The organism is Pseudomonas sp. Q12-87 (genome assembly GCF_001269755.1).
Classification (GTDB): Bacteria; Pseudomonadota; Gammaproteobacteria; order Pseudomonadales; family Pseudomonadaceae; genus Aquipseudomonas; species Aquipseudomonas fluorescens_S.
Genome location: NZ_LHVI01000023.1, coordinates 360,336 through 381,379, shown reverse-complemented (window position 1 = coordinate 381,379; position 21,044 = coordinate 360,336). Strand labels below are relative to the sequence as shown.

General features: G+C 64.0%; 9 protein-coding genes. 5 read left to right on the top strand and 4 right to left on the bottom strand.

The features are described 5' to 3' along the window. On the top strand, nucleotides 1-545 hold a 545-nt coding region (locus tag AD663_RS18335; protein ID WP_157062726.1), incomplete at its 5' end, for a transposase. Nucleotides 546-665: 120 nt separating this feature from the next. On the opposite strand, the gene AD663_RS18330 is transcribed toward AD663_RS18335, so the two are convergent. Continuing rightward, entirely contained in the window at nucleotides 666-1,214 is a 549-nt protein-coding gene (locus AD663_RS18330) for an RNA polymerase factor sigma-70 (protein WP_003183648.1), read from the bottom strand. A 269-nt stretch (nucleotides 1,215-1,483) separates the two neighbouring features. On the opposite strand from AD663_RS18330, the gene AD663_RS18325 reads away from it, so the two are divergent. Both AD663_RS18325 and AD663_RS18320 read left to right on the top strand, forming a co-directional pair. Beyond that, complete coding sequence (locus AD663_RS18325; protein ID WP_053214296.1) at nucleotides 1,484-14,464, top strand: non-ribosomal peptide synthetase; 12,981 nt, start codon at nucleotides 1,484-1,486, stop codon at nucleotides 14,462-14,464. Nucleotides 14,465-14,573: 109 nt separating this feature from the next. Next, nucleotides 14,574-15,380 (top strand): alpha/beta fold hydrolase, encoded by an 807-nt coding sequence (locus AD663_RS18320; protein ID WP_053214295.1) that lies wholly within the window; start codon nucleotides 14,574-14,576, stop codon nucleotides 15,378-15,380. A gap of 117 nt (nucleotides 15,381-15,497) precedes the next feature. On the opposite strand, the gene dsbG is transcribed toward AD663_RS18320, so the two are convergent. From dsbG to dsbD, 3 genes are read right to left on the bottom strand one after another with little or no spacing between them, the layout of a single operon-like run. Next, the gene (gene dsbG / locus AD663_RS18315) at nucleotides 15,498-16,265 is read right to left on the bottom strand and encodes a thiol:disulfide interchange protein DsbG (protein WP_003183641.1); all 768 of its coding nucleotides are present in this window, start codon (nucleotides 16,263-16,265) and stop codon (nucleotides 15,498-15,500) included. After that, nucleotides 16,241-17,110 carry a TlpA disulfide reductase family protein gene (locus AD663_RS18310; protein ID WP_003183640.1) on the bottom strand — a complete coding sequence of 290 codons (870 nt, stop codon included), beginning with the start codon at nucleotides 17,108-17,110 and terminating at the stop codon, nucleotides 16,241-16,243. Before AD663_RS18310 ends, dsbG begins: the two co-directional genes overlap by 25 nt. After that, entirely contained in the window at nucleotides 17,110-18,837 is a 1,728-nt protein-coding gene (gene dsbD, locus AD663_RS18305) for a protein-disulfide reductase DsbD (RefSeq protein ID WP_053214294.1), read from the bottom strand. The genes AD663_RS18310 and dsbD overlap by 1 nt, the downstream gene beginning before the upstream one ends. Nucleotides 18,838-19,012: 175 nt before the next feature. Here dsbD and AD663_RS18300 point away from each other — a divergent pair, with 175 nt between their 5' ends. Together AD663_RS18300 and AD663_RS18295 are read left to right on the top strand one after the other, a co-directional pair. Then, nucleotides 19,013-19,693: a response regulator gene (locus AD663_RS18300; protein WP_003183636.1), complete on the top strand. Its 681-nt coding sequence runs from the start codon at nucleotides 19,013-19,015 to the stop codon at nucleotides 19,691-19,693. After that, nucleotides 19,690-21,018: an ATP-binding protein gene (locus tag AD663_RS18295; RefSeq protein ID WP_033046171.1), complete on the top strand. Its 1,329-nt coding sequence runs from the start codon at nucleotides 19,690-19,692 to the stop codon at nucleotides 21,016-21,018. Before AD663_RS18300 ends, AD663_RS18295 begins: the two co-directional genes overlap by 4 nt. Nucleotides 21,019-21,044: the final 26 nt, after the last annotated feature.

Genomic DNA, 21,044 nt, shown 5'->3' with positions numbered 1-21,044 from the left:
GGCGCCGAGCAGCCTTGGTTCAGGCGCGTGTCAGCCTCAAGCAAAGTTGGTCCAACGAACCGTTGCTCAAAACGGCGTTTGAGCACCAGATAAAGGCCATGCAACGACTGGAAATCTTGCTCGAGAAAACAATCCAGACGCAGTTGGAAGCAGCTGGCTTGAGCGCTCAGCTCAAGCGTTGCATGAAAGTCGAAGGTATCGGCCTATTGAGCGGTGCCCGTTTGCTCACGTCGTTTCAGCGTGGGGATTTCAGAAATGCCGATGCCTTCATCGCTTTTCTGGGCCTAGACCTGCGTATATCGGATTCAGGGAAAAAGAAGGGACGCCGCTGCTTGTCTAAGCGAGGTGACCCAGAGGCACGTCGATTGATGCATAACGCCGCGATGTCGGCGAGGCGCACAGCGGCATGGAAGGGTTTTTATGAGGCACTGAGGGCCCGGGGACTCAGCACAACCGAAGCATTAGTTGCACTGGCCCGCAAGCTTGCTCGAGTGGTATTCGCCCTGCTGAAGAACCAGAGCGAATACTTACCGAAAGGCATTTAAGGGGTAGCCCCGCACCATAGAATCTCCCACACTGTTTCGATGTGATTGAATGTAAGTGGTACACCACATATCCCCTGTGGGCGAACTTGCTCGCGATGGGGCCGGCAAGACCACCCATAATCACCGCCGGGCGAACGTATCCCCCCGAACCCCTGACACCTTGCGGCAATGCACCAGGGCGTCGCGAATCATGAAGTTCACCAGGGTCGGCGAAACGCCCAATTCCTTGGCGATGTCTTTCTGCGGCACACCGTGCAAACGGTACATCTCGAAGGCATAACGCGTGCGGCTGGGCAGTTGGGTCAGTGCGTCAGCGATGTGTTCCAGTGTGGAAAAATTGATGTGGGAAGTTTCCGGCGAAGCCCCCTGGATGACCACGTTTAGCCCTTCCTCTTCCGGTCCCGAATATTTCTGCTCCAGCGCTTGCTTGCGGTAGTGATCGATCGCCAGGTTGCGCACGATCTGGAACAGATAACTGAGCTGGGCCTTGAACGAAGAGGTGATCTGCGGCGCCGATTGCAGTCGGAAAAACGCGTCCTGCACCACGTCTTCGGCCCGGGACCGACAGCCGGTGATGCGCGCGGCGATCTTAACCAGGATCAATCGGTTGTCGACGAACGCCTGGAGTAACGGTGAGTCGCACCTGCTTGTGGATACTTGTTCCGTCATGGAATTCACCTTGCTGCAAAAAGTTAGCAGGACGGCCGGATGCCGGCCCCGTCCTGCACATCGAGCGCCAAATTAGGCTGAATGATAATGATTGTCAATTGAGAGGGAGAATTATTGATGCGGGAAAGTCCAGCGTCAGTCCCGCGACCCTTTGTCGCGGCGGATAGCGGCTGAGCGGTCCGGTGCGCCGGGACGCCGACTAATTATCTGACGGCGTTATCCGTTTCCATGGGTGACCACTTGTAAGCCGAATTCAGGCAGGAAACCCCATGACCGACGCGTTCGAACTCCCCAGCACCTTGGCCCATGCCCTCCAACGCCGCGCCGCGTTGACGCCGGACCGGGTGGCCTTGCGCTTCCTTGCCGACACCCCGGAGCAGAGTGCGGTGCTGAGTTATCGCGACCTGGATTTGCGCGCACGGACCATCGCCGCCGCCTTGCAGGTTGACGCAGCCCTTGGGGATCGCGTCGTGTTGCTGTTCCCCAGTGGCCCGGATTACGTCGCGGCGTTTTTTGGCTGCCTGTACGCCGGGGTGATTGCCGTGCCAGCTTATCCACCGGAGTCCGCCCGTCGGCATCACCAGGAACGCCTGTTATCGATCATCGCCGACGCCGAACCGCGCCTGTTGCTTACCAGCAGCCCATTGCGCGACCCGTTGCAAGCCATCGAATCGGCACCGCCGGTGATGTGTGTCGATGTGCTCGACCCGGCTATCGCCACGCAATGGGTCATGCCGACGCTGCGGGACGACGACATCGCTTTCCTGCAATACACCTCCGGTTCCACTGCTTTGCCCAAGGGCGTACAGGTCAGCCACGGCAATCTGGTGGCCAACGAATCATTGATTCGCCACGGCTTCGGCATCGACCTGAACCCCGACGATGTCATCGTCAGTTGGCTGCCGCTCTACCACGACATGGGCCTGATCGGCGGCCTGTTGCAGCCGGTGTTCAGCGGCGTTCCCTGCGTGTTGATGTCACCTGCGTATTTTCTGGCCCGTCCATTGCGTTGGCTGGAAGCGATCAGCGAGTACGGTGGGACCATCAGCGGCGGTCCGGATTTCGCTTATCGGTTGTGCAGCGAGCGGGTCAGCGATTCGGCCCTCGCGGCGCTCGACCTGAGCGGTTGGCGCGTGGCTTATTCGGGTTCCGAGCCGATCCGCCTCGACACCCTGGAGGGTTTCGCCGAGAAATTCGCCCCATGCGGCTTCACCCCGGACAATTTCATGGCCTCCTATGGCCTGGCCGAGGCGACGCTGTTTGTCGCCGGCACGCCGCGCCGACAAGGCATTGCTGCGTTGCGGGTGGATGACGCGGCGTTGGCGCAAAACCGCGTCGAACCGGGGCAGGGCGGTGCGGTGATGAGCTGCGGTGTCAGCCAGCCCGGGCATGGGGTGTTGATCGTCGAACCGGGCACGTTGCAACCGTTGGCGGACAATCAGGTCGGTGAGGTCTGGGCCACCGGCCCGAGCATCGCCCATGGCTACTGGCGCAATCCCGAGGCCAGCGCCAAGACCTTTGTCCAGCACGAAGGCCGTACCTGGCTGCGCACTGGCGACTTGGGTTTCCTGCGCGACGGCGAGCTGTTCATCACCGGTCGCTTGAAAGACTTGCTGATCGTGCGCGGGCAGAACCTGTATCCCCAGGACATCGAGCAAGCCATCGAGCGTGAAGTGGAGGTGGTGCGCAAGGGCCGGGTCGCGGCGTTCGCGGTCGATGAGAACGGTGCGGAAGGTATCGGCATCGCAGCGGAAATCAGCCGCAGCGTGCAGAAAATCCTGCCGCCCGACGCCTTGATCAACGCCATCCGCCAAGCCGTGGCCGAAGCCTGCCAGCAAGCGCCGAGCGTGGTGGTGCTGCTCAATCCCGGTGCGTTGCCCAAGACCTCCAGCGGTAAGTTGCAGCGCACGGCCTGCCGCTCCCGCTGGGCCGAAGGCAGCCTCGACAGTTATGCACTGTTCCCGTCGGCTGCGGATGCTGTCAGCCCTGCAACGAGCCCGGCATCGGCCCTGCAAACCCTGATCGGCCAAGTCTGGTGCGAGCATTTGCCGGTGGCGCAGGTCCAGGCCGACGATCATTTTTTCCTGCTGGGCGGCAACTCCATCGCCGCCACCCAGGTGGTCGCACGTCTGCGCGACCAATTGGGCCAGGCGATCAATCTGCGCCTGCTGTTCGAAGCCCCGACCCTGGCCGCTTTCACCGCAGCGGTGGCGAGCCAGCCACTGGACGGCGGCCCAACGTTGATCGAAGCCTTGCCGCGCAATCAAGCACTGCCGCAGTCGTTGGCCCAGAACCGTTTGTGGATCACCTGGCAGCTCGATCCGGCGAGCCACGCCTACAACATTCCGGGCGCCCTGCACTTGCGCGGCGAGCTGGACGAGAGCGCACTGCGCGCCAGCTTCCAGCAGTTGATCGAGCGCCACGAATCCCTGCGCACGCGGTTTTTGGAGCGTGATGGCGTGGCGCTGCAACGGGTCGATCCGGCCGGTGAGTTCGACCTGCAAGTACTGGACCTCGGCGACTTGCCTGCCGACCAACGCCAGGCCCGGGCGCGGCAGGTTCGAGACGAGGAAGCGGCTACGCCGTTTGACCTGGAAAAGGGCCCGCTGCTGCGGGTCACCTTGCTGCGCCTCGAAGAGGACGAGCATCAACTGCTGGTGACGATTCACCACATCATCGCCGACGGTTGGTCGATGAACGTCCTGATCGAAGAATTCTCGCGGCTGTACGCCGCCGCCAGCCAGGGGCAAGTCGCCGAACTGGCGCCGCTGCCGTTGCAGTACGCCGACTACGGCAACTGGCAACGCCAATGGCTGGAGCAAGGGGAGGCTGAACGCCAGCTGGACTACTGGAAACAGCAATTGGGCGACGAGCAACCCATCTTGGCCCTCAACACGGACCATCCGCGCAGTGCTCAACATTGTCGCAGCGCGGCGCGGCATAGTTTGCGGCTGGACAAAGTCCTGAGTGATGCCCTGCGTCGCGTAGCCCAGGCCCATGACGCCACGCCCTTCATGCTGTTGCTGGCGGCCTTCCAGGCCTTGTTGCAGCGCTACACCGGGCAGTCCGACCTGCGCATCGGCGTACCCAACGCCAACCGTCCGCGCCTGGAAACCCAGGGCCTGATCGGCTTCTTTATCAACACCCAAGTGCTGCGCGGGTTGGTCGAAACACGCCAACCCTTCGCCGCGCTGCTGGCCCAGGCCCGCGAAGCCACGCTCGGCGCCCAGGCCCACCAGGACTTGCCGTTCGAACAATTGCTCGAAGCCTTCCCGCAGGCTCGGGAGCACGGCCTGTTCCAAGTGATGTTCAATCACCAGCAACGTGACCTGAGTGCCTTGCGGCGCCTGCCGGGCCTGTTGGCCGATGAGCTGCCGTGGCACAGCCGCGAAGCCAAGTTCGACCTGCAACTGCACAGCGAGGAAGATCGCAACGGTCGCCTGACGCTGTCGTTCGATTACGCCGACGAGCTGTTCGAAGCGGCGACCATCGCCCGGCTGGCGGAGCATTACTGCAACCTGCTGCGGGCCGTTTGTGCCGACCCGCAACTCGCCGTCGGTGATGTGCCACTGTTGACTGCCGATGAATACACCGCCCAGCAGCAGTGGAGCGCGGCGCCCTGCGACCCGGCCGCACAATGGCTGCCGGATTTGTTGAATGAACAAGCCCGATGCACGCCGCAACGTACCGCGCTGCTGTGGGACGGTGGGCGCATGGACTTCGCCGAGCTGCACACCCAGGCCAATCGCCTGGCCCATTATCTGCGGGATAAGGGCGTCGGCCCCGACGTGTGCGTGGCGATTGCCGCCGAGCGCTCGCCGCAGCTGCTTATTGGCGTGCTGGCAATCATCAAGGCTGGCGGCGCCTACGTACCGCTGGATGCGGACTATCCGGCCGAACGCCTGGCGTACATGCTTCAGGACAGCGGCGTCGATCTGTTGCTGACCCAAACCGGGCTGCTCGAACGCTTGCCGGCCTGCGCGGGCGTCAGCGTCATCGCCATGGACGCCCTGCATCTGGAGCAATGGCCGAGCAACCCGCCGGGCTTGCACCTGCATGGCGAGCACCTGGCCTACGTGATCTACACCTCCGGTTCCACCGGCCAGCCCAAGGGCGTCGGCAACACCCACGCCGCCTTGGCCGAACGCCTGCAATGGATGCAGGCCACCTACCGGCTGGATGAAACCGATGTGCTGATGCAAAAGGCGCCCATCAGTTTCGACGTATCGGTATGGGAGTGCTTCTGGCCGCTGATCACCGGTAGCCAGTTGCTGCTCGCCGGCCCGGGCGAGCACCGTGATCCGCACCGCATCGCCCAGTTGGTCGAACAGTTTGGCGTGACCACGCTGCACTTTGTGCCGCCGCTGCTCAGCCTGTTTATCGACGAGCCCCTGAGCGCCCGCTGCATCAGCCTGCGCCGAGTGTTTTCCGGCGGCGAGGCGTTGCCGGCCGAGTTGCGCAACCGCGTGCTGGCGCAACTGCCAGCGGCGCAACTGCACAACCGCTATGGCCCGACCGAAACCGCGATCAACGTCACCCATTGGCATTGCACCGAGGCCGACGGCGAGCGCTCGCCAATCGGCCGTCCCCTGGGCAACGTGCTGTGCCGTGTGCTCGACAGCGACCTCAACCCTGTCCCGACCGGCGTGTCGGGCGAATTGTGCATCGGCGGCTTGGGCCTGGCCCGGGGTTACCTCGGGCGTCCGGGCCTGAGCGCCGAGCGTTTTGTTGCAGACCCGCTCGGGCCGACCGGTGCGCGGTTGTACCGCACCGGCGACCGGGCGCGTTGGAGCGCCGACGGCGTGCTCCAATACCTCGGTCGTCTCGACCAACAGGTCAAGCTGCGTGGCTTCCGGGTCGAACCCCAGGAAATCGAAGCGCGCCTGCTGGCCCAGGCTGGCGTCGCCCAAGTGGCGGTGTTGGTGCGCGACACCGCGGCCGGTCCACAGTTGATCGGCTACTACACCGCCCCGGACGTGGCTGACGATCAGGACACGCTGAACGCCCGCCTCAAAACCGCCCTGGCCGCCGAGCTGCCGGATTACATGGTGCCCGCGCAAATGCTGCGCCTGGACGTCATGCCCTTGGGCCCAAGCGGCAAGCTCGACCGCGCGGCCTTGCCCGAGCCGCAATGGCTGGTGCGCGAGCACGTCGAGCCGGCCAGCGCCCTTGAGCAACAGATCGCGGCCATCTGGCGCGACGTGTTGGGGCTGGTGCGCATCGGCCTGCGTGACGATTTTTTTGCCCTGGGTGGCCATTCGCTGCTGGCGACCCAGATCATTTCCCGCACTCGCCAGGCCTGTAACGTCGAGCTGCCGTTGCGGGTGCTGTTCGATGCCAGCGAGTTGGGCGCCTTTGCCGAACAAGTGCGGTTGATCCAGGCCAGCGGCCAGATCAACCGCCAGCCGCCCATCGATAAAGTCGATCGCAGCCAACCGGTGCCGCTGTCGTATTCCCAACAGCGTATGTGGTTCCTCTGGCAGATGGAACCGGACAGCCCGGCCTACAACGTTGGGGGCATGGCGCGCTTGCGCGGGGTGCTGGATGTCGGGCGTTTCGAGGCGGCTTTGCAGGCGTTGATCCTGCGTCACGAAACCCTGCGCACCACCTTCCCGAGCATTGATGGCGTGGCCTGGCAGCAGGTACACGCCGAAACGGGCCTGCGCATGGACTGGAAGGACTTCTCGGCATTGACTGCCGATGCCCGCGAGCAGCGGGTGCAGCAGCTGGCGGACAGCGAGGCCCACAAGCCCTTCGACTTGGAAACCGGGCCGCTGCTGCGGGCCTGCCTGGTCAAGACCAGCGAGCAGGAACATTACCTGGTGCTGACCCTGCACCACATCGTCACCGAAGGCTGGGCGATGGACATTTTCGCTCGAGAACTGAGCGCGCTGTACGAAGCCTTTATCGACGACCGCGAATCGCCTCTGGAACCGTTGCCGGTGCAATACCTGGATTACAGCGTCTGGCAGCGTCAATGGCTGGAGTCTGGCGAGCGCCAACGGCAATTGGATTACTGGACCGCACAGCTGGGCCATGAATATCCGCTGTTGGAACTGCCGGGCGACCGTCCGCGTCCGCCGGTGCAAAGCCATCGCGGCGAGCTGTTCCGCTTCGACCTCAGCGACGACTTGGCCGCCCGGGTTCGTGCCTTCAACGCCGAGCACGGCTTGACCCTGTTCATGACCATGACCGCCGCCCTGGCCGTGCTGCTCTATCGCTACAGCGGCCAGGGTGACCTGCGCATCGGCGCGCCAGTGGCCAACCGCATCCGCCCGGAAAGCGAAGGGCTGATCGGCGCCTTCCTCAATACCCAGGTGCTGCGTTGCCAGCTCGATGGGCACATGTCAGTCAGTGAACTGTTCGAGCAGGTTCGCCACACGGTCATCGAAGGCCAATCCCATCAGGACCTGCCGTTCGATCATCTGGTGGAAGCCCTGCAACCGCCGCGCAGCGCTGCCTACAACCCGCTGTTCCAAGTGATGTGCAACGTGCAGCGCTGGGAATTCCAGCAAAGCCGCACGCTGGCGGGCATGAGCGTCGAGTACTTGGTCAACGATGCCCGGGCCACCAAGTTCGACCTGAACCTTGAGGTCACCGACCTGGACCAGCGCCTGGGTTGCTGCCTGACCTACAGCACCGATCTATTCGATGAGCCGCGTATCGCGCGCATGGCCGCGCATTGGCGCAATCTGTTGGAAGCGCTGCTGGTCGATCCGGCGCGACGCTTGAGCGAGCTGCCGTTGATGGGAACCGATGAGCAGCAGCGGATGCTCGACAGCCTGGGCGTTGAGCCCGGTGAGCATCGCCTGGATCAATGCCTCCATGAGCTGTTCGACGAACAGGCCCGCATGCATCCCGACGCGCCGGCCTTGACCTTCGCCGGGCAGACCCTGACTTACAGCGAACTCGACCGCCGCGCCAATCGCCTGGCCTGGAGGCTGCGCGAGCGCGGTGTCGGGCCGCAGGTGCGGGTCGGCCTGGCCCTGGAGCGCTCGCTGGAAATGGTCATCGGCCTGCTGGCTATCCTCAAGGCCGGTGGCGCCTACGTGCCGCTGGACCCGGAATATCCGCTGGACCGCCTGCACTACATGATCGAGGACAGCGGCGTCGCCTTGCTGCTCAGTGATCGGGCGATGCTCACAGCCTTGGGCTCCTTACCGAACGGCGTCGGCCATGGGTGCCTCGAAGAGGATTCGACGGCTCTGGTGCAATACCCCGAACACGCGCCGCCGCTGATCAACCTGCCGCAACACCAGGCCTATCTGATCTACACCTCCGGCTCCACCGGCAAGCCCAAGGGCGTGGTGGTGTCCCATGGCGAAATCGCCATGCACTGCCAAGCGGTGATCAAGCGCTTCGGCATGCGTGCGGACGATTGCGAACTGCATTTCTACTCCATCAACTTCGACGCCGCCACCGAGCGCCTGCTGGTGCCGTTGCTCAGCGGTGCCCACGTGGTGCTGCGGGCCCAGGGACAGTGGGACGCCGAGGAAATCTGCGGGCTGATTCGCCAGCACCGCATCAACATCCTCGGCTTCACCCCCAGCTACGGCAGCCAATTGGCGCAATGGCTGGCGACCCGGGGGCAGACCCTGCCGGTGCGCATGTGCATCACCGGTGGCGAAGCCCTGACCGGCGAGCACCTGCAACGCATCCGTGGCGCGTTCAAGCCGAGCCTGTTCTTCAACGCCTATGGCCCGACCGAAACCGTGGTCATGCCGCTGGCGAGCCTGGCGCCGGAGCATCTGGAGGAGGGCGCGGCGAGTGTGCCGATCGGCAGCGTGATCGGCGCCCGGGTGGCCTACATTCTCGACGCCGACCTGGCCCTGGTGCCGCAAGGTGCGACGGGTGAGCTGTACGTTGGCGGCGCCGGTCTGGCCCAGGGTTATCACCAACGGCCGGGCATGACCGCCGAGCGGTTTGTCGCCGATCCGTTTGCTGCCGACGGCGGGCGGCTCTATCGCACCGGCGACCTGGTGCGCCAGCGAGCCGATGGTTTGGTGGAGTACCTGGGACGGATCGACCATCAAGTGAAAATCCGTGGGTTCCGCATCGAACTGGGGGAAATCGAAACCCGCCTGCTGGAACATCCCGCGGTGCGCGAGGCGGTGGTGCTGGCCCTCGACATGCCGGGAGGCAAGCAGCTGGCCGGTTACCTGGTGACCGATGTCGCCGAACAGGACGCCGCACAGCAGGCGGCCCTGCGCGACGCGTTGAAACACCATCTCAAGGTCCAACTGCCGGACTACATGGTGCCCACGCACCTGATCCTGTTGGCGAGCATGTCACTGACTGCGAACGGCAAGCTCGATCGTCGGGCTTTGCCGATGCCGGACCCGGAGCTCAACCGCCAGCGCTACGTGGCGCCAAGCAATGCTCTGGAGCAAACCCTGGCGGCGATCTGGTGCGACGTGCTGAACGTGGGCGAGGTGGGACTTGAGGACAACTTCTTCGAGCTGGGCGGTGATTCGATCCTGTCCATCCAAGTGGTCAGCCGCGCTCGGCAGCAAGGCATTCATTTCACCCCTCGGGACTTGTTCCAGCACCAGACCGTGCAGGCGCTGGCCGCCATCGCCACCCACAGTGAGCAGGTGATTGCCGAGCAAGGCCTGTTGATGGGGAAGTCCGGGCTGACGCCGATCCAGCATTGGTTTTTCGACAGTGCGATTGCCAACCGTCAGCATTGGAACCAGGCGTTGCTGCTGGAGCCGGCTACACGCCTGGAGCCGCAGCTTGTGGAGCAGGCGTTGCGCAGTGTCTTCGAACAGCACGATGCCTTGCGCCTGGGCTTCGACGAATCTGCCGGGCACTGGCACGCGGAGCACCGGCCGCTATCCGATGCGTCGCTGTTGCGGCACGTGTCGGTGCAAGCCGAAGAAGAGTGTGAAAGCTTGTTTGCCGGGACGCAGCGCAGTCTGGACCTGACAACCGGACCTTTGTTGCGCGCGGTCCTGGCGCAGTTGCCCGATGGCCGGCAACGGCTGTTGATCGTCATTCATCACCTGGTCGTGGACGGTGTGTCGTGGCGAGTGTTGATGGACGATCTGCAAACCGTCTACCGCCAGCTGGCGGAGGGGCAAACGACCCGGTTGCCGGCCAAGACCAGCCCGTTCCGTGATTGGGCCGCACGCTTGCAGGTCTATGTCGGCAGCGAATCCCTGCGCGAAGAACTGGGTTGGTGGCAAGCGCAGTTGAGCGGTCCGCAAGTGACGTTGCCGTGCGCGGATCCTGATGGCGCGAACCTGGAGCGCCACGCAGATACGGTCAATGTGCGCCTTGACGCCGAGCGCACCCGCCAACTGCTGCAACAGGCGCCGAGTGCCTACCGCACCCAGGTCAACGACCTGTTGCTCACGGCCCTGGTCCGGGTACTGTGCCGTTCAAGCGGCCATGCGTCGGTCCTGGTCCAGCTCGAAGGCCACGGTCGCGAAGCGTTGTTCAACGACATCGACCTGACCCGCACCGTGGGCTGGTTCACCAGTGTTTATCCGGTGCGCCTGAGCCCGTCGGACGGAGATTTCGCCGCGTCCATCAAGGCCATCAAGGAGCAATTGCGCGCAGTACCTCACAAGGGCCTGGGCCATGGCGTGCTGCGCTATCTGGCTGACAAGGCGACTCGCGAGGCAATGGCCGACCTGCCGCACGCAGCGATCACCTTCAACTACCTTGGCCAACTCGATCAGACCCTCGGCCAGGACGCGCTGTTCCGGCCGCTGGACGCACCACTGGGGGCCATCCATGACCCTGACGCGCCGCTGCCCAACGAGCTGAGCATCGACAGCCAGGTCAGCGGCGGCGAGCTGGTGCTGCGTTGGACATTCAGCCGCGAACGCCACGACAGACAAACCATTGCCGCCCTGGCCGATACCTACCTCGATGAGCTGCAACGCTTGATCGAGCATTGCCTGACGGACGAGGCGGGCGGCCTGACGCCGTCGGATTTTCCCTTGGCCAAACTCACCCAGGGCCAGCTCGACAGCCTGCCGGTGCCGGCCGCACAGATCGAGGATGTCTATCCGCTGACGCCGATGCAGGAAGGCATGCTGTTGCATACCCTGCTGGAACCGGGCACCGGCCTGTATTACATGCAGGATCGCTACCGCATCAACAGCGAACTGGACCCGCAGCGTTTCGCCCAGGCCTGGCAGGCGGTCATTGCTCGCCATGAGGCCTTGCGTGCCTCGTTCTGCTGGAACGTCGGCGAAGACATGCTGCAAATCATCCACAAGCCCGGCAGCACACCGGTGCAATACCTCGATTGGTCTGACGTGCCCGAAGACGCCCAGGAAGCCAAGCTCCAGGCGATGCTCAAAGACGAGCGCGAGGCCGGTTTCGATCTGTTGAACCAGGCACCGTTCCACCTGCGGCTGATCCGGGTCGGCGCAGCGCGCTACTGGTTCATGATGAGCAACCACCACGTCCTGATCGACGCCTGGTGCCGTTCGCTGTTGATGGACGATTTCTTCGAGATCTACACCGCCCTCGGCGAACATCGCGAGGCGCACCTGGCCGTGCCACCGCGCTATCGCGACTACATCGGCTGGCTGCAACGCCAGAGCCTGGCCGAAGCCCGGCAGTGGTGGAAGCGCAACCTGCAAGGTTTCGAGCGGACCACGCCGATCCCTGGCGACCGGCCGTTCCTGCGCGAACATGCCGGTGACAGCGGCGGGATGATTGTCGGCGACTGCTACACCCGCCTCGACGAGCGTGACGGTGCGCGGCTGCGGGAGCTGGCCCAGGCCCACCAACTGACCGTGAATACCTTCGCCCAGGCAGCGTGGGCCTTGGTGCTGCGGCGGGTCAGTGGCGACCGGGACGTGCTGTTCGGCGTCACGGTCGCCGGGCGTCCGGTGCAACTGCCGCAAATGCAGCGCACGGTCGGGCTGTTCATCAACAGCGTCGCGTTGCGGGTGCAGGTGCCCGAGGACGATCAGCGCTGCAGTGTCCGTCAGTGGCTCAGTGGCTTGCTGGACAGCAACATGCAACTGCGCGAGTACGAATACCTGCCGCTGGTGAGCATCCAGGAGGTCAGCGAGCTGCCCAAGGGCCAGCCACTGTTCGACAGCTTGTTTGTGTTCGAGAACGCGCCGGTGGAAGTCTCGGTGCTGGACCGCGCCCAAAGCCTCAACGCCACTTCCGACTCGGGCCGCACCCACACCAACTTCCCGCTGACGGCAGTCTGCTATCCGGGAGATGACCTGGGGTTGCACCTTTCCTATGACCAGCGCTACTTCGACGAGTCCACTGTCGAGGGGTTGCTGGGCGAGTTCAAGCGCTTGCTGCTGGCCCTGATGGAAGGTTTCCACGGTGATATGGCCGAGTTGCCATTGATTGCCACCGAGGAGCAGGCGTTCCTGATCGACGGCTGCAACCAGAGCGAGCACGCCTATCCGCTGGAGCAGAGCTACGCCGAGCTGTTCGAGGCCCGGGTCGCGGCCCATCCGCAATGCATCGCCGTCAGTTGCCTCGGCACGCGGTACAGCTACGCCGAGCTGAATGCACGCAGCAACCGCCTCGGCCACGCCTTGATCGCCTCCGGGGTCGGGCCTGACCAACCGGTCGCGCTGCTGGCCGAGCGGGATGCGCAGCTGCTGGGCATGATCATTGGCAGCTTCAAGGCCGGTGCAGGTTACCTGCCGCTGGACCCGGGCCTGCCGAGCCAGCGCCTGAGCCGCATCATTGAGCTGAGTCGCACACCGCTGCTGGTCTGCACCCGGGCCTGTCACGCCCAGGCACTGGCCTTGCTGGAGGCGTTCGCCTGTTCCGGGCGGCCGAGGCTGCTGGTATGGGAAGACGTCCAGGCCAGCGATGTTTCGCTGGAAAACCCAGGGGTCTACAGTCGGCCGGACAACCTGGCCTATGTGATCTACACCTCCGGTTCCACCGGTTTGCCCAAAGGCGTGATGGTGGAACAGCGCGGCATGCTCAATAACCAACTGAGCAAGGTGCCCTACCTGGCGCTGGGCGAAGCTGACGTGATCGCGCAGACCGCGTCCCAGAGTTTCGATATTTCAGTCTGGCAGTTCCTCGCCGCGCCGTTGTTCGGTGGCCGGGTGGACATCGTGCCCAACGCCATCGCCCACGACCCGCAAGGACTGCTGGAACATGTGCAACACCAGGGCATCACGGTGCTGGAGAGCGTGCCGTCGCTGATCCAGGGCATGCTCGCCCAGGAACGCATTGGCCTCGACGGCTTGCGCTGGATGCTACCCACCGGCGAAGCGATGCCGCCGGAACTGGCCCATCAATGGTTGCTGCGTTACCCGGAAATCGGCCTGGTAAATGCCTACGGACCGGCGGAATGCTCCGATGACGTGGCGTTCTTCCGCGTCGATCAGGCGTCGACCCGTGGCACTTACCTGCCGATCGGCACGCCCACCGATAACAACCGCCTGTACTTGCTCGACGGCGCGCTGGAGCTGGTGCCGCTGGGGGCCGTCGGTGAGTTGTGCGTGGCCGGCATCGGGGTTGGCCGCGGTTATGTCAGCGATCCCCTGCGCACTGCCCCGGTGTTTGTGCCGAATTCGTTCGGCGCGCCTGGAGAGCGGCTCTACCGCACCGGCGATCTAGCCCGGCGGCGCCGCGATGGCGTGCTGGAATATGTCGGGCGCATCGACCATCAGGTGAAGATTCGCGGTTACCGCATCGAGTTGGGGGAAATCGAAGCGCGGCTGCATGAACAGCCCGAGGTGCGTGATGGCGCGGTGGGCGTGCAAGAGGGCGCCAATGGCAAGCATCTGGTGGGTTATCTCGTGGCCGCCGATTCGGCGCTGAGCCCGAACGAACGCCTGGAGCGCATCAAACAACGCCTGCGCAGCGAGCTGCCGGAATACATGGTGCCGCTGCACTGGCTATGGCTCGATCGCCTGCCCCTCAATGCCAACGGCAAACTCGACCGCAAGGCCTTGCCGGACCTGGAAATCGGGCAGTTGCAGAGTCAGGATTACCTGGCACCTGCCAATGAATTGGAGCAGACCCTGGTGGACATCTGGTCTTCGGTGCTGAAGGTTGAAAAAGTCGGCGTGCGAGACAACTTCTTTGAACTGGGCGGCCATTCGTTGCTGGCCACGCAAATCGCCTCGCGGGTGCAAAAGGCCCTGCAACGCAACGTGCCGCTACGGGCCATGTTCGAGTGCAGCACGGTGCAGGAACTGGCCGACTACATCGAAGGGTTGGCGGCCAGCGAAATGACCGTGGAGAAAGTGGATCGGCTGAATGACTTGATGGCGGAGCTGGAGGGGCTGTAGTCCCGCGGCGATACGTCAGTCCTGGCACCGTAAAGCCCAGGGTTGACGCCTCGCCCGGCACAGCTCAGTCTCCCCAAGGCTTTTTCACACTCAAACAAGGAGGTCATCGATGCCCTTTGCAACCATTGACGGACAACCCCTTCATTACCTTGACCAAGGCCATGGCCCGGTGGTGCTGCTGGGCAGCAGTTATTTGTGGGACCACGCGATGTGGGCGCCGCAGATCGACGCGTTGTCCCGGCAGTACCGGGTGATCGCCCCGGATCTTTGGGGCCACGGTCAAACCGGGCCAATGCCCGAGGGCATGGCTTCGCTGAACGACCTGGCTCGCCAGGCATTGCTGTTGATGGATACCCTGAATATTGATTGCTTCCACCTGGTGGGGCTCTCGGTGGGCGGAATGTGGGGCACGCGGCTGGCGTTGGCGGCGCCGAAGCGGCTCGAGTCGCTGGTGCTGATGGACACCTACGCGGGTGTGGAGCCGGAGCAGACTCGCCAGTATTACTTCTCGCTGTTCGACAAGATCGAAGCCAGCGGCAGCATTCCCGAACCCTTGCTGGACATCGTCGTGCCGATCTTTTTCCGGCCGGGTATCGATCCTCAGTCATCGCTCTACCAGCAATTTCGCGCTGCGTTGGCCGCGCTGCCGGCTGATCGCTTGCGCGACAGCATCGTGCCGCTGGGGCGGATCATTTTCGGACGGGACGATATCCTCTCGCGCCTGCCCGGACTCGATGCCAAAAACACCTTGGTGATGTGCGGTGACCAGGACAAACCGCGCCCACCGTCGGAGGCCAAGGAAATGGCTGAGCTGATCGGTTGTCGCTCTGTCCTGATCCCGGAAGCAGGGCATATCTCCAACCTGGAGAACCCGGAATTCGTGACCGCTGCATTGCTCGAATTCCTGCGCCGCTGACCCACCGCTTTCGCGAGCAAGCCCGCTCCCACAGGGGATTGCAACGACGCAGAATTGGCAAACACAGTTAAAACTGTGGGAGCGAGCCTGCTCGCGATGGGGTCTTCGGAGTCGATATCACTTCGGCCCGAGGATCTTCACCAGTTTGTCCGGCGAGGGCGCGCCTTGTTGCTGCTGCAGTTCGCCGTTGTCGTCCATATAGAAAATCGCCGGGGTGGCGGACAGTTCCAGTTCGTCCATCAATTGCTGGTTGGCGTCCAGTTTTGCCTGGATGGCCGGAGGGATGTCCTTCAGGGGTTTGAGTGCGCTGCCCTTGCCGGCTTTTTCATGGGATTCCAGGGCTTTCTCCGGGTCCTTGGCCGCCAGCAGCGCGGCTGATTTACCCGGGCTGTCTTCGCGGATGATGCCGACCATGATATGGCGCAGTTGCACCTTGCCGGCCTTGACCCATGGCCGTGCCTGCTCCCAGAACATGTTGCAGTACGGGCAGTTCGGATCGCTGAACAGATACACCGTGCGTGGTGCGTCCTTGCTGCCGTCGGGGATCCAGTTGCTGCCTTCCATCTTGGCCCAGATCGCCTTGGCCATAGGCGCATAGACCATCTTTTGCAGCGGTTCTGCGCTGAGATCCTTGCCATCGGCGTCGTACAGGTTGCCCAGCAGGACATGTTGTCCGTCCGGTGTCAGGTACAGCGTCATGCCACGGTTCTGGTATTGCGCGGCATACCCGCGCAACCCGTCCGGGGCGTCGAACGTGCCGACGATTTTCGCACCCTTGGCTTCGAGCTTCTTGATGGCCGCGGGCAACTCTTCGGCCTGTAGCAAGGGCGCCTGCGACAGGGCGGCGGCAACGGCCAGGGTCAGCAGGTGGCGGAGGCGGGGCATGGCGATTTCCTTATGGCGGGGTGGGGCGCCGTGGTCGAGCCCGGCGTTTCGAAGTTTTCCAGGGCGCGGGCCAGGCTCGCTTCGGACAACTCACCCAAGTGGCTGCCCAGCAGACGGCCGTCGGCGCTGTAGAACAGCGTCGTAGGCAAGGCCATTGAACCGACGGCCTGGCCGAGGCGACCGCTGCCATCGAACAACACGTTGGTCAGGCTCAAACCCTGGGTGGCGAGGTAGGTGCTGACGCTTTGCATGCTTTCGGCCTGGTTGACGAACAAGAAGGTCAGGTCCGGACGCTGCTGCTGGGCTTCTTCCAGCACCGGCATTTCACGGCGGCAGGGCGGGCACCAGGTGGCCCAGAGGTTGATCACCAGGGGGCCGCCCTGATAATCGGTGAGTTTCACGGTCTCGCCGTCGGCGGTGCGCAGGTTGATGTCCGGCAACCGGGTGCCTTGCTCGTAAATCGTCAGCGACAGGGTTGCTACCAGCCAGAACAGCAAACCGCTGCCGACACCGAAGCCCAGCGGACGGCGCAGGGGCGGGCGACGTCGGGCCCACGACAAAGCGCCAATCACCAGCGCGAGGATGCCCGGCCAGGCCAGGAAACCTCCGTCGCGCAGGTCAATGATCTGCCACGGGGCGTCCTGGTAATGCTGCCAGTAGGCGATGACGAAGCCGATCCGCGAAGCCAACAGCCCCAGCAGGAACAGTACGAACAGCACCGACTCGGGGTTCTCGCCACCGCGCTTGGCCACCCGCCAGCCTACGAATGTCGCCAGTGCCAGGGCGCTGATCAGCAATAAATGATTGAGGGCGATGGCAAAGGTGCCCAGGGTCAACGTCAGCATCAGCGCGCGTCCCGGGTGACGGTCCAGCGCTCCAGGAATGCCTTGGCGTCGACTTCCCCGGTGATCCGCTGGCTGCGACGTTCTTTACCGTCGGCACCGATCCACAGCAGGCTCGGCGGCCCTGGCACTTGGTAACGGCTCAGCAGTTCGCGGCTGGCGGCATTATCGGCGGTCACGTCCAGGCGCAACAGGCGCACATCCTTCAGGGCGTCCAGTACCTCGGCGCGGCCGAACACTTTTTTTTCCATGATTTTGCAGGACACGCACCAGTCGGCGTAGTAGTCCAACAGTACCCATTGACCCTGGGCCTTGGCGGCGTCCAGCTCCCGTTGCAGGAAGGCAGGTTCGCTGACGGTGATGAAAGCATCGTGGGCGCTTGCGGTCGTGCGGCCTTCGCTGCCGGCGTAGATCTTCAAAGGCTGGAAGAAGTCGTCGCCGCCGCCCGCTGCGCCAATCACCAGCAAGCTGCCCCACAGGCCGAACAACAGCGAGGCACTGCCGCAGACATAGGCGATGCGTCCGAACCCTTCGGTCTGGCGCCAGGCGCTGTAGGCGGCGATCAGCAGCAACGCACCCCACAGGCCGATCCATAGCGAACCATCGATGACTGGCCGAACCAGCAGCAACGCGGTACCCAGGAACAGGAAGCCGAACACGCCCTTGACCAGGTTCATCCATGCGCCCGGCTTGGGCAGGAAGCGGTTGCCCACCGTCACCAGCAGCAACAATGGCAGGCCCATGCCGATACCCATGGTGAACAGGATCAGGCCACCGTGCAGCGCATTGCCGCTCTGGGCGATGTACAGCAGCGCGCCGGCCAGCGGGGCGGTCATGCAGGGGCCTACCAGCAGGCCGGACAGCGCGCCGAGCACACCGGCGCCCACCAGGCTGCCGCCGCGCCGCTGGCTCCCGGCTTTTTCCAGGCGATCGCGCAGGGCGGCCGGCAATTGCAATTCGAAGAAACCGAACATCGGCAGCGCCAGCAAAACGAATATCGCCGCGAAGGTGCCCAGCAGCCAGGGTTGCTGCAACAGCGCCTGGAGATTGGCGCCCAGCAGCGCGGCGAGCACGCCCATGGCGGCGTACACCAATGCCATGCTGATCACGTAGCTGCCGGCCAAGGCCAGGCCACGCCTTGGCCCGGCGCCGCTGCCCACGACCAACCCGGCGAGGATCGGTAGCATCGGCAGGGAACACGGCGTGAACGCCAGCAGCAGCCCGAGGCCAAAGAACACCAGCAGGCTCCAGCCCAGGGCCCGTTGTTGCAGGCCGCTGGCCAGGGCCTGGTCTGGTGCCTCGCCAGGGGCTGTCGCGGCTGCACCGCCACCCAGATCCACCACTTGGGTCTGGGGTGGATAGCACAGGCCCGCATCGGCGCAGCCCTGGAAGCCGACCTTGATCTTGCCCGTGGCGCCGGCCGGAATCTTCAATTCCAGGGCCTGGCGATAGACCTGCTGGTCGCCGAAAAACTCGTCGCTATGGGCTTCCCCCTCGGGCAGCGCCGGCTTCTGTGCCTCGGCCAGGCCATCGAACTTGAGCCGCTGCTGATACAGGTAGTAGCCATCGGCGATCTGCCAGAACAGCTGGGTTTCACCGGAGTCCAGGCGTTCGGAGGTGAACACGAACGCCTTTTCCACCGGCAGGAAGTCGGGTTTGGTCTCGAAGGGGTTGGCGGCCTGGGCCAGGCTCGAAATCAGCAGCAGCCACAGCAAAAACAATCGACGCATGGGTAAAGCCTTAGAACAGAGCAAGTGGGAGGCACAATGGCGGCTGGCGATTAACCGTCGATTAACCCGGCGGCGACCGTCAGGCTGCAATGATCGCCCATGTTCGCCGGACTCGTCGCATAATGTCGGCTTAATCGGCCAGCGGCCTAATGTACCTTTTTCCACAGGGCTTACCATGCACGTACTGGTCTGCGAAGACGATGAGTTGATTGCCAGCGGGATCGTTGCCGGGCTCACCGCCCAGGGCCTGACCGTCGAGCACGTCGCCACGGCATCGGCGGCGCGGGCGATGGTCGGCGTGGCCGAGTTCGACGTCATGGTGCTGGACCTGGGGCTGCCCGACGAGGACGGCCTCAAGCTGCTCAGGCAACTGCGCCAGCAAGGCCTGGAGATTCCGGTGCTGATCCTCACCGCCCGGGATTCGGTGACCGACCGGGTCGACGGCTTGCAGGCCGGCGCCGATGACTATTTGCTCAAGCCCTTCGATCTGCGCGAGCTCGCGGCGCGCCTGCACACCTTGCTGCGGCGCGTGGCGGGGCGCAGTGTCAATCTGATTGAGCACGGTCGCCTGACCTACGACCCCAGCAGCCGCGAAACTACCTTGGACGGCCAGCCGGTGGATCTGTCCCGGCGCGAGCAGTCGTTGTTGCAGGCCTTGTTGCACAGTCGCGGCCGGGTGCTGTCCACCGAGCAACTCAAGGACAGCGTCTACGGCTTCAACGACGAACTGGAAAGCAACGCCCTCAATGTTCATATCCACCACCTGCGGCGCAAGCTGGGCAATGGCATTGTCGAGACCGTGCGTGGGCTCGGTTATCGCCTGGGGCCGGCTGAAGGTGGAGAAACTTCCAAGTGATGAGCCTGCGACTGCGCCTGAGCCTGACCCTCGGCGCTGCCTTCGCCCTGATCTGGGCCCTGGCCGCGGCGTGGATGCTCAGCGACCTGCGCAACCAGATGATGTTCTCGCTCGACCAGCGCCTGGTGGCGTCGGCGCGAATGGTCGCCGGCCTACTGGAACAGATGCCATTGCCCACCAAGGGCGAAGGCACGCATCTAAGCGCCGAGCAATTGAGTATTCCAGGGGGCATGGCCTGCCAGGTCAGCTCCTTGCGCGGCGAGATCCTCGCCCGCAGCCACTCCACCCCGGAGCAAACCCTGGAAGCCGAGAAGGTCGGCTTCCATGACCAAATGATCGATGGCGCGCCGTGGCGCAGCTTCACCCTGGCTCGGGGCGATTTGCGCATCACCACCGCTGACCGCCAGATCGAACGCGAAGCCCTGAACCTGTCGGTGCTGCTGGCGGCCTCGGTGCCGGTAGGCGTGGCGTTGCTCGGTTGCTTGTGCCTGTTGTGGCTGGGCATCGGCCAGGGCCTGGCGCCGCTCAATCGCATGCGCGATGCCCTGATGCGGCGCAATGCCGACTCCCTGGAACCCTTGCAGATCCATCCGCTGCCCAGCGAGTTGCGGCCGTTGCTGGAAACCCAGAACCAGTTGTTCCAGCGCATCGGCAAGACCATCGAGCGCGAGCGCCGGCTGACCGGCGATGCTGCCCACGAATTGCGCAGCCCGCTGACGGCCATCAAGACCCATTTGCAAGTGGCGCGCATGACCGAAGGCGCGGCCCGTGACCAATCCCTGGCCCGGGCCGAGGAGGGCGCCGACCGCTTGCATCGCACGCTTGAACAGTTATTGCTGCTGGCGAGGGTCGAGGGCAGCCTGTCCTTCGACGATGGTGTGCAGTGCAACGCCGAGCAGGTCGCGCGGCTGGCGATCCATGATGCGGCCAGCAGCGACTCCCGGCGAATCAACTTGCACATAGCGCCCGGGCTGTCCGATGCACCGGTGCAGATGCCGGCGGTGCTTTCCATCGCGGCCTTGCGCAACCTGCTGGATAACGCCCTGCGCCACACCCCGGACGATACCGAGGTGGAACTGAGCCTGGAAATGATCGGCCAGCGCGTGCGTTTCCAAGTCCGCGATCACGGCCCCGGCATCGCCGCCGACGATATCCAGCACCTGACCCAGCGCTTCTGGCGCAACGGTCAGAGCACCGGCTGCGGGCTCGGGCTGGCGATCGTCCAGGCCATCGTCCAGCGTTGTGGCTGCGGCCTGCATTTCGACAGCCGTCCCGACGGGCTGCGAGTCGAATTGACCATGCCAGTCCAGGCAACCCCTGAATAAGTGGCGAGGGAGCAAGCTCCCTCGCC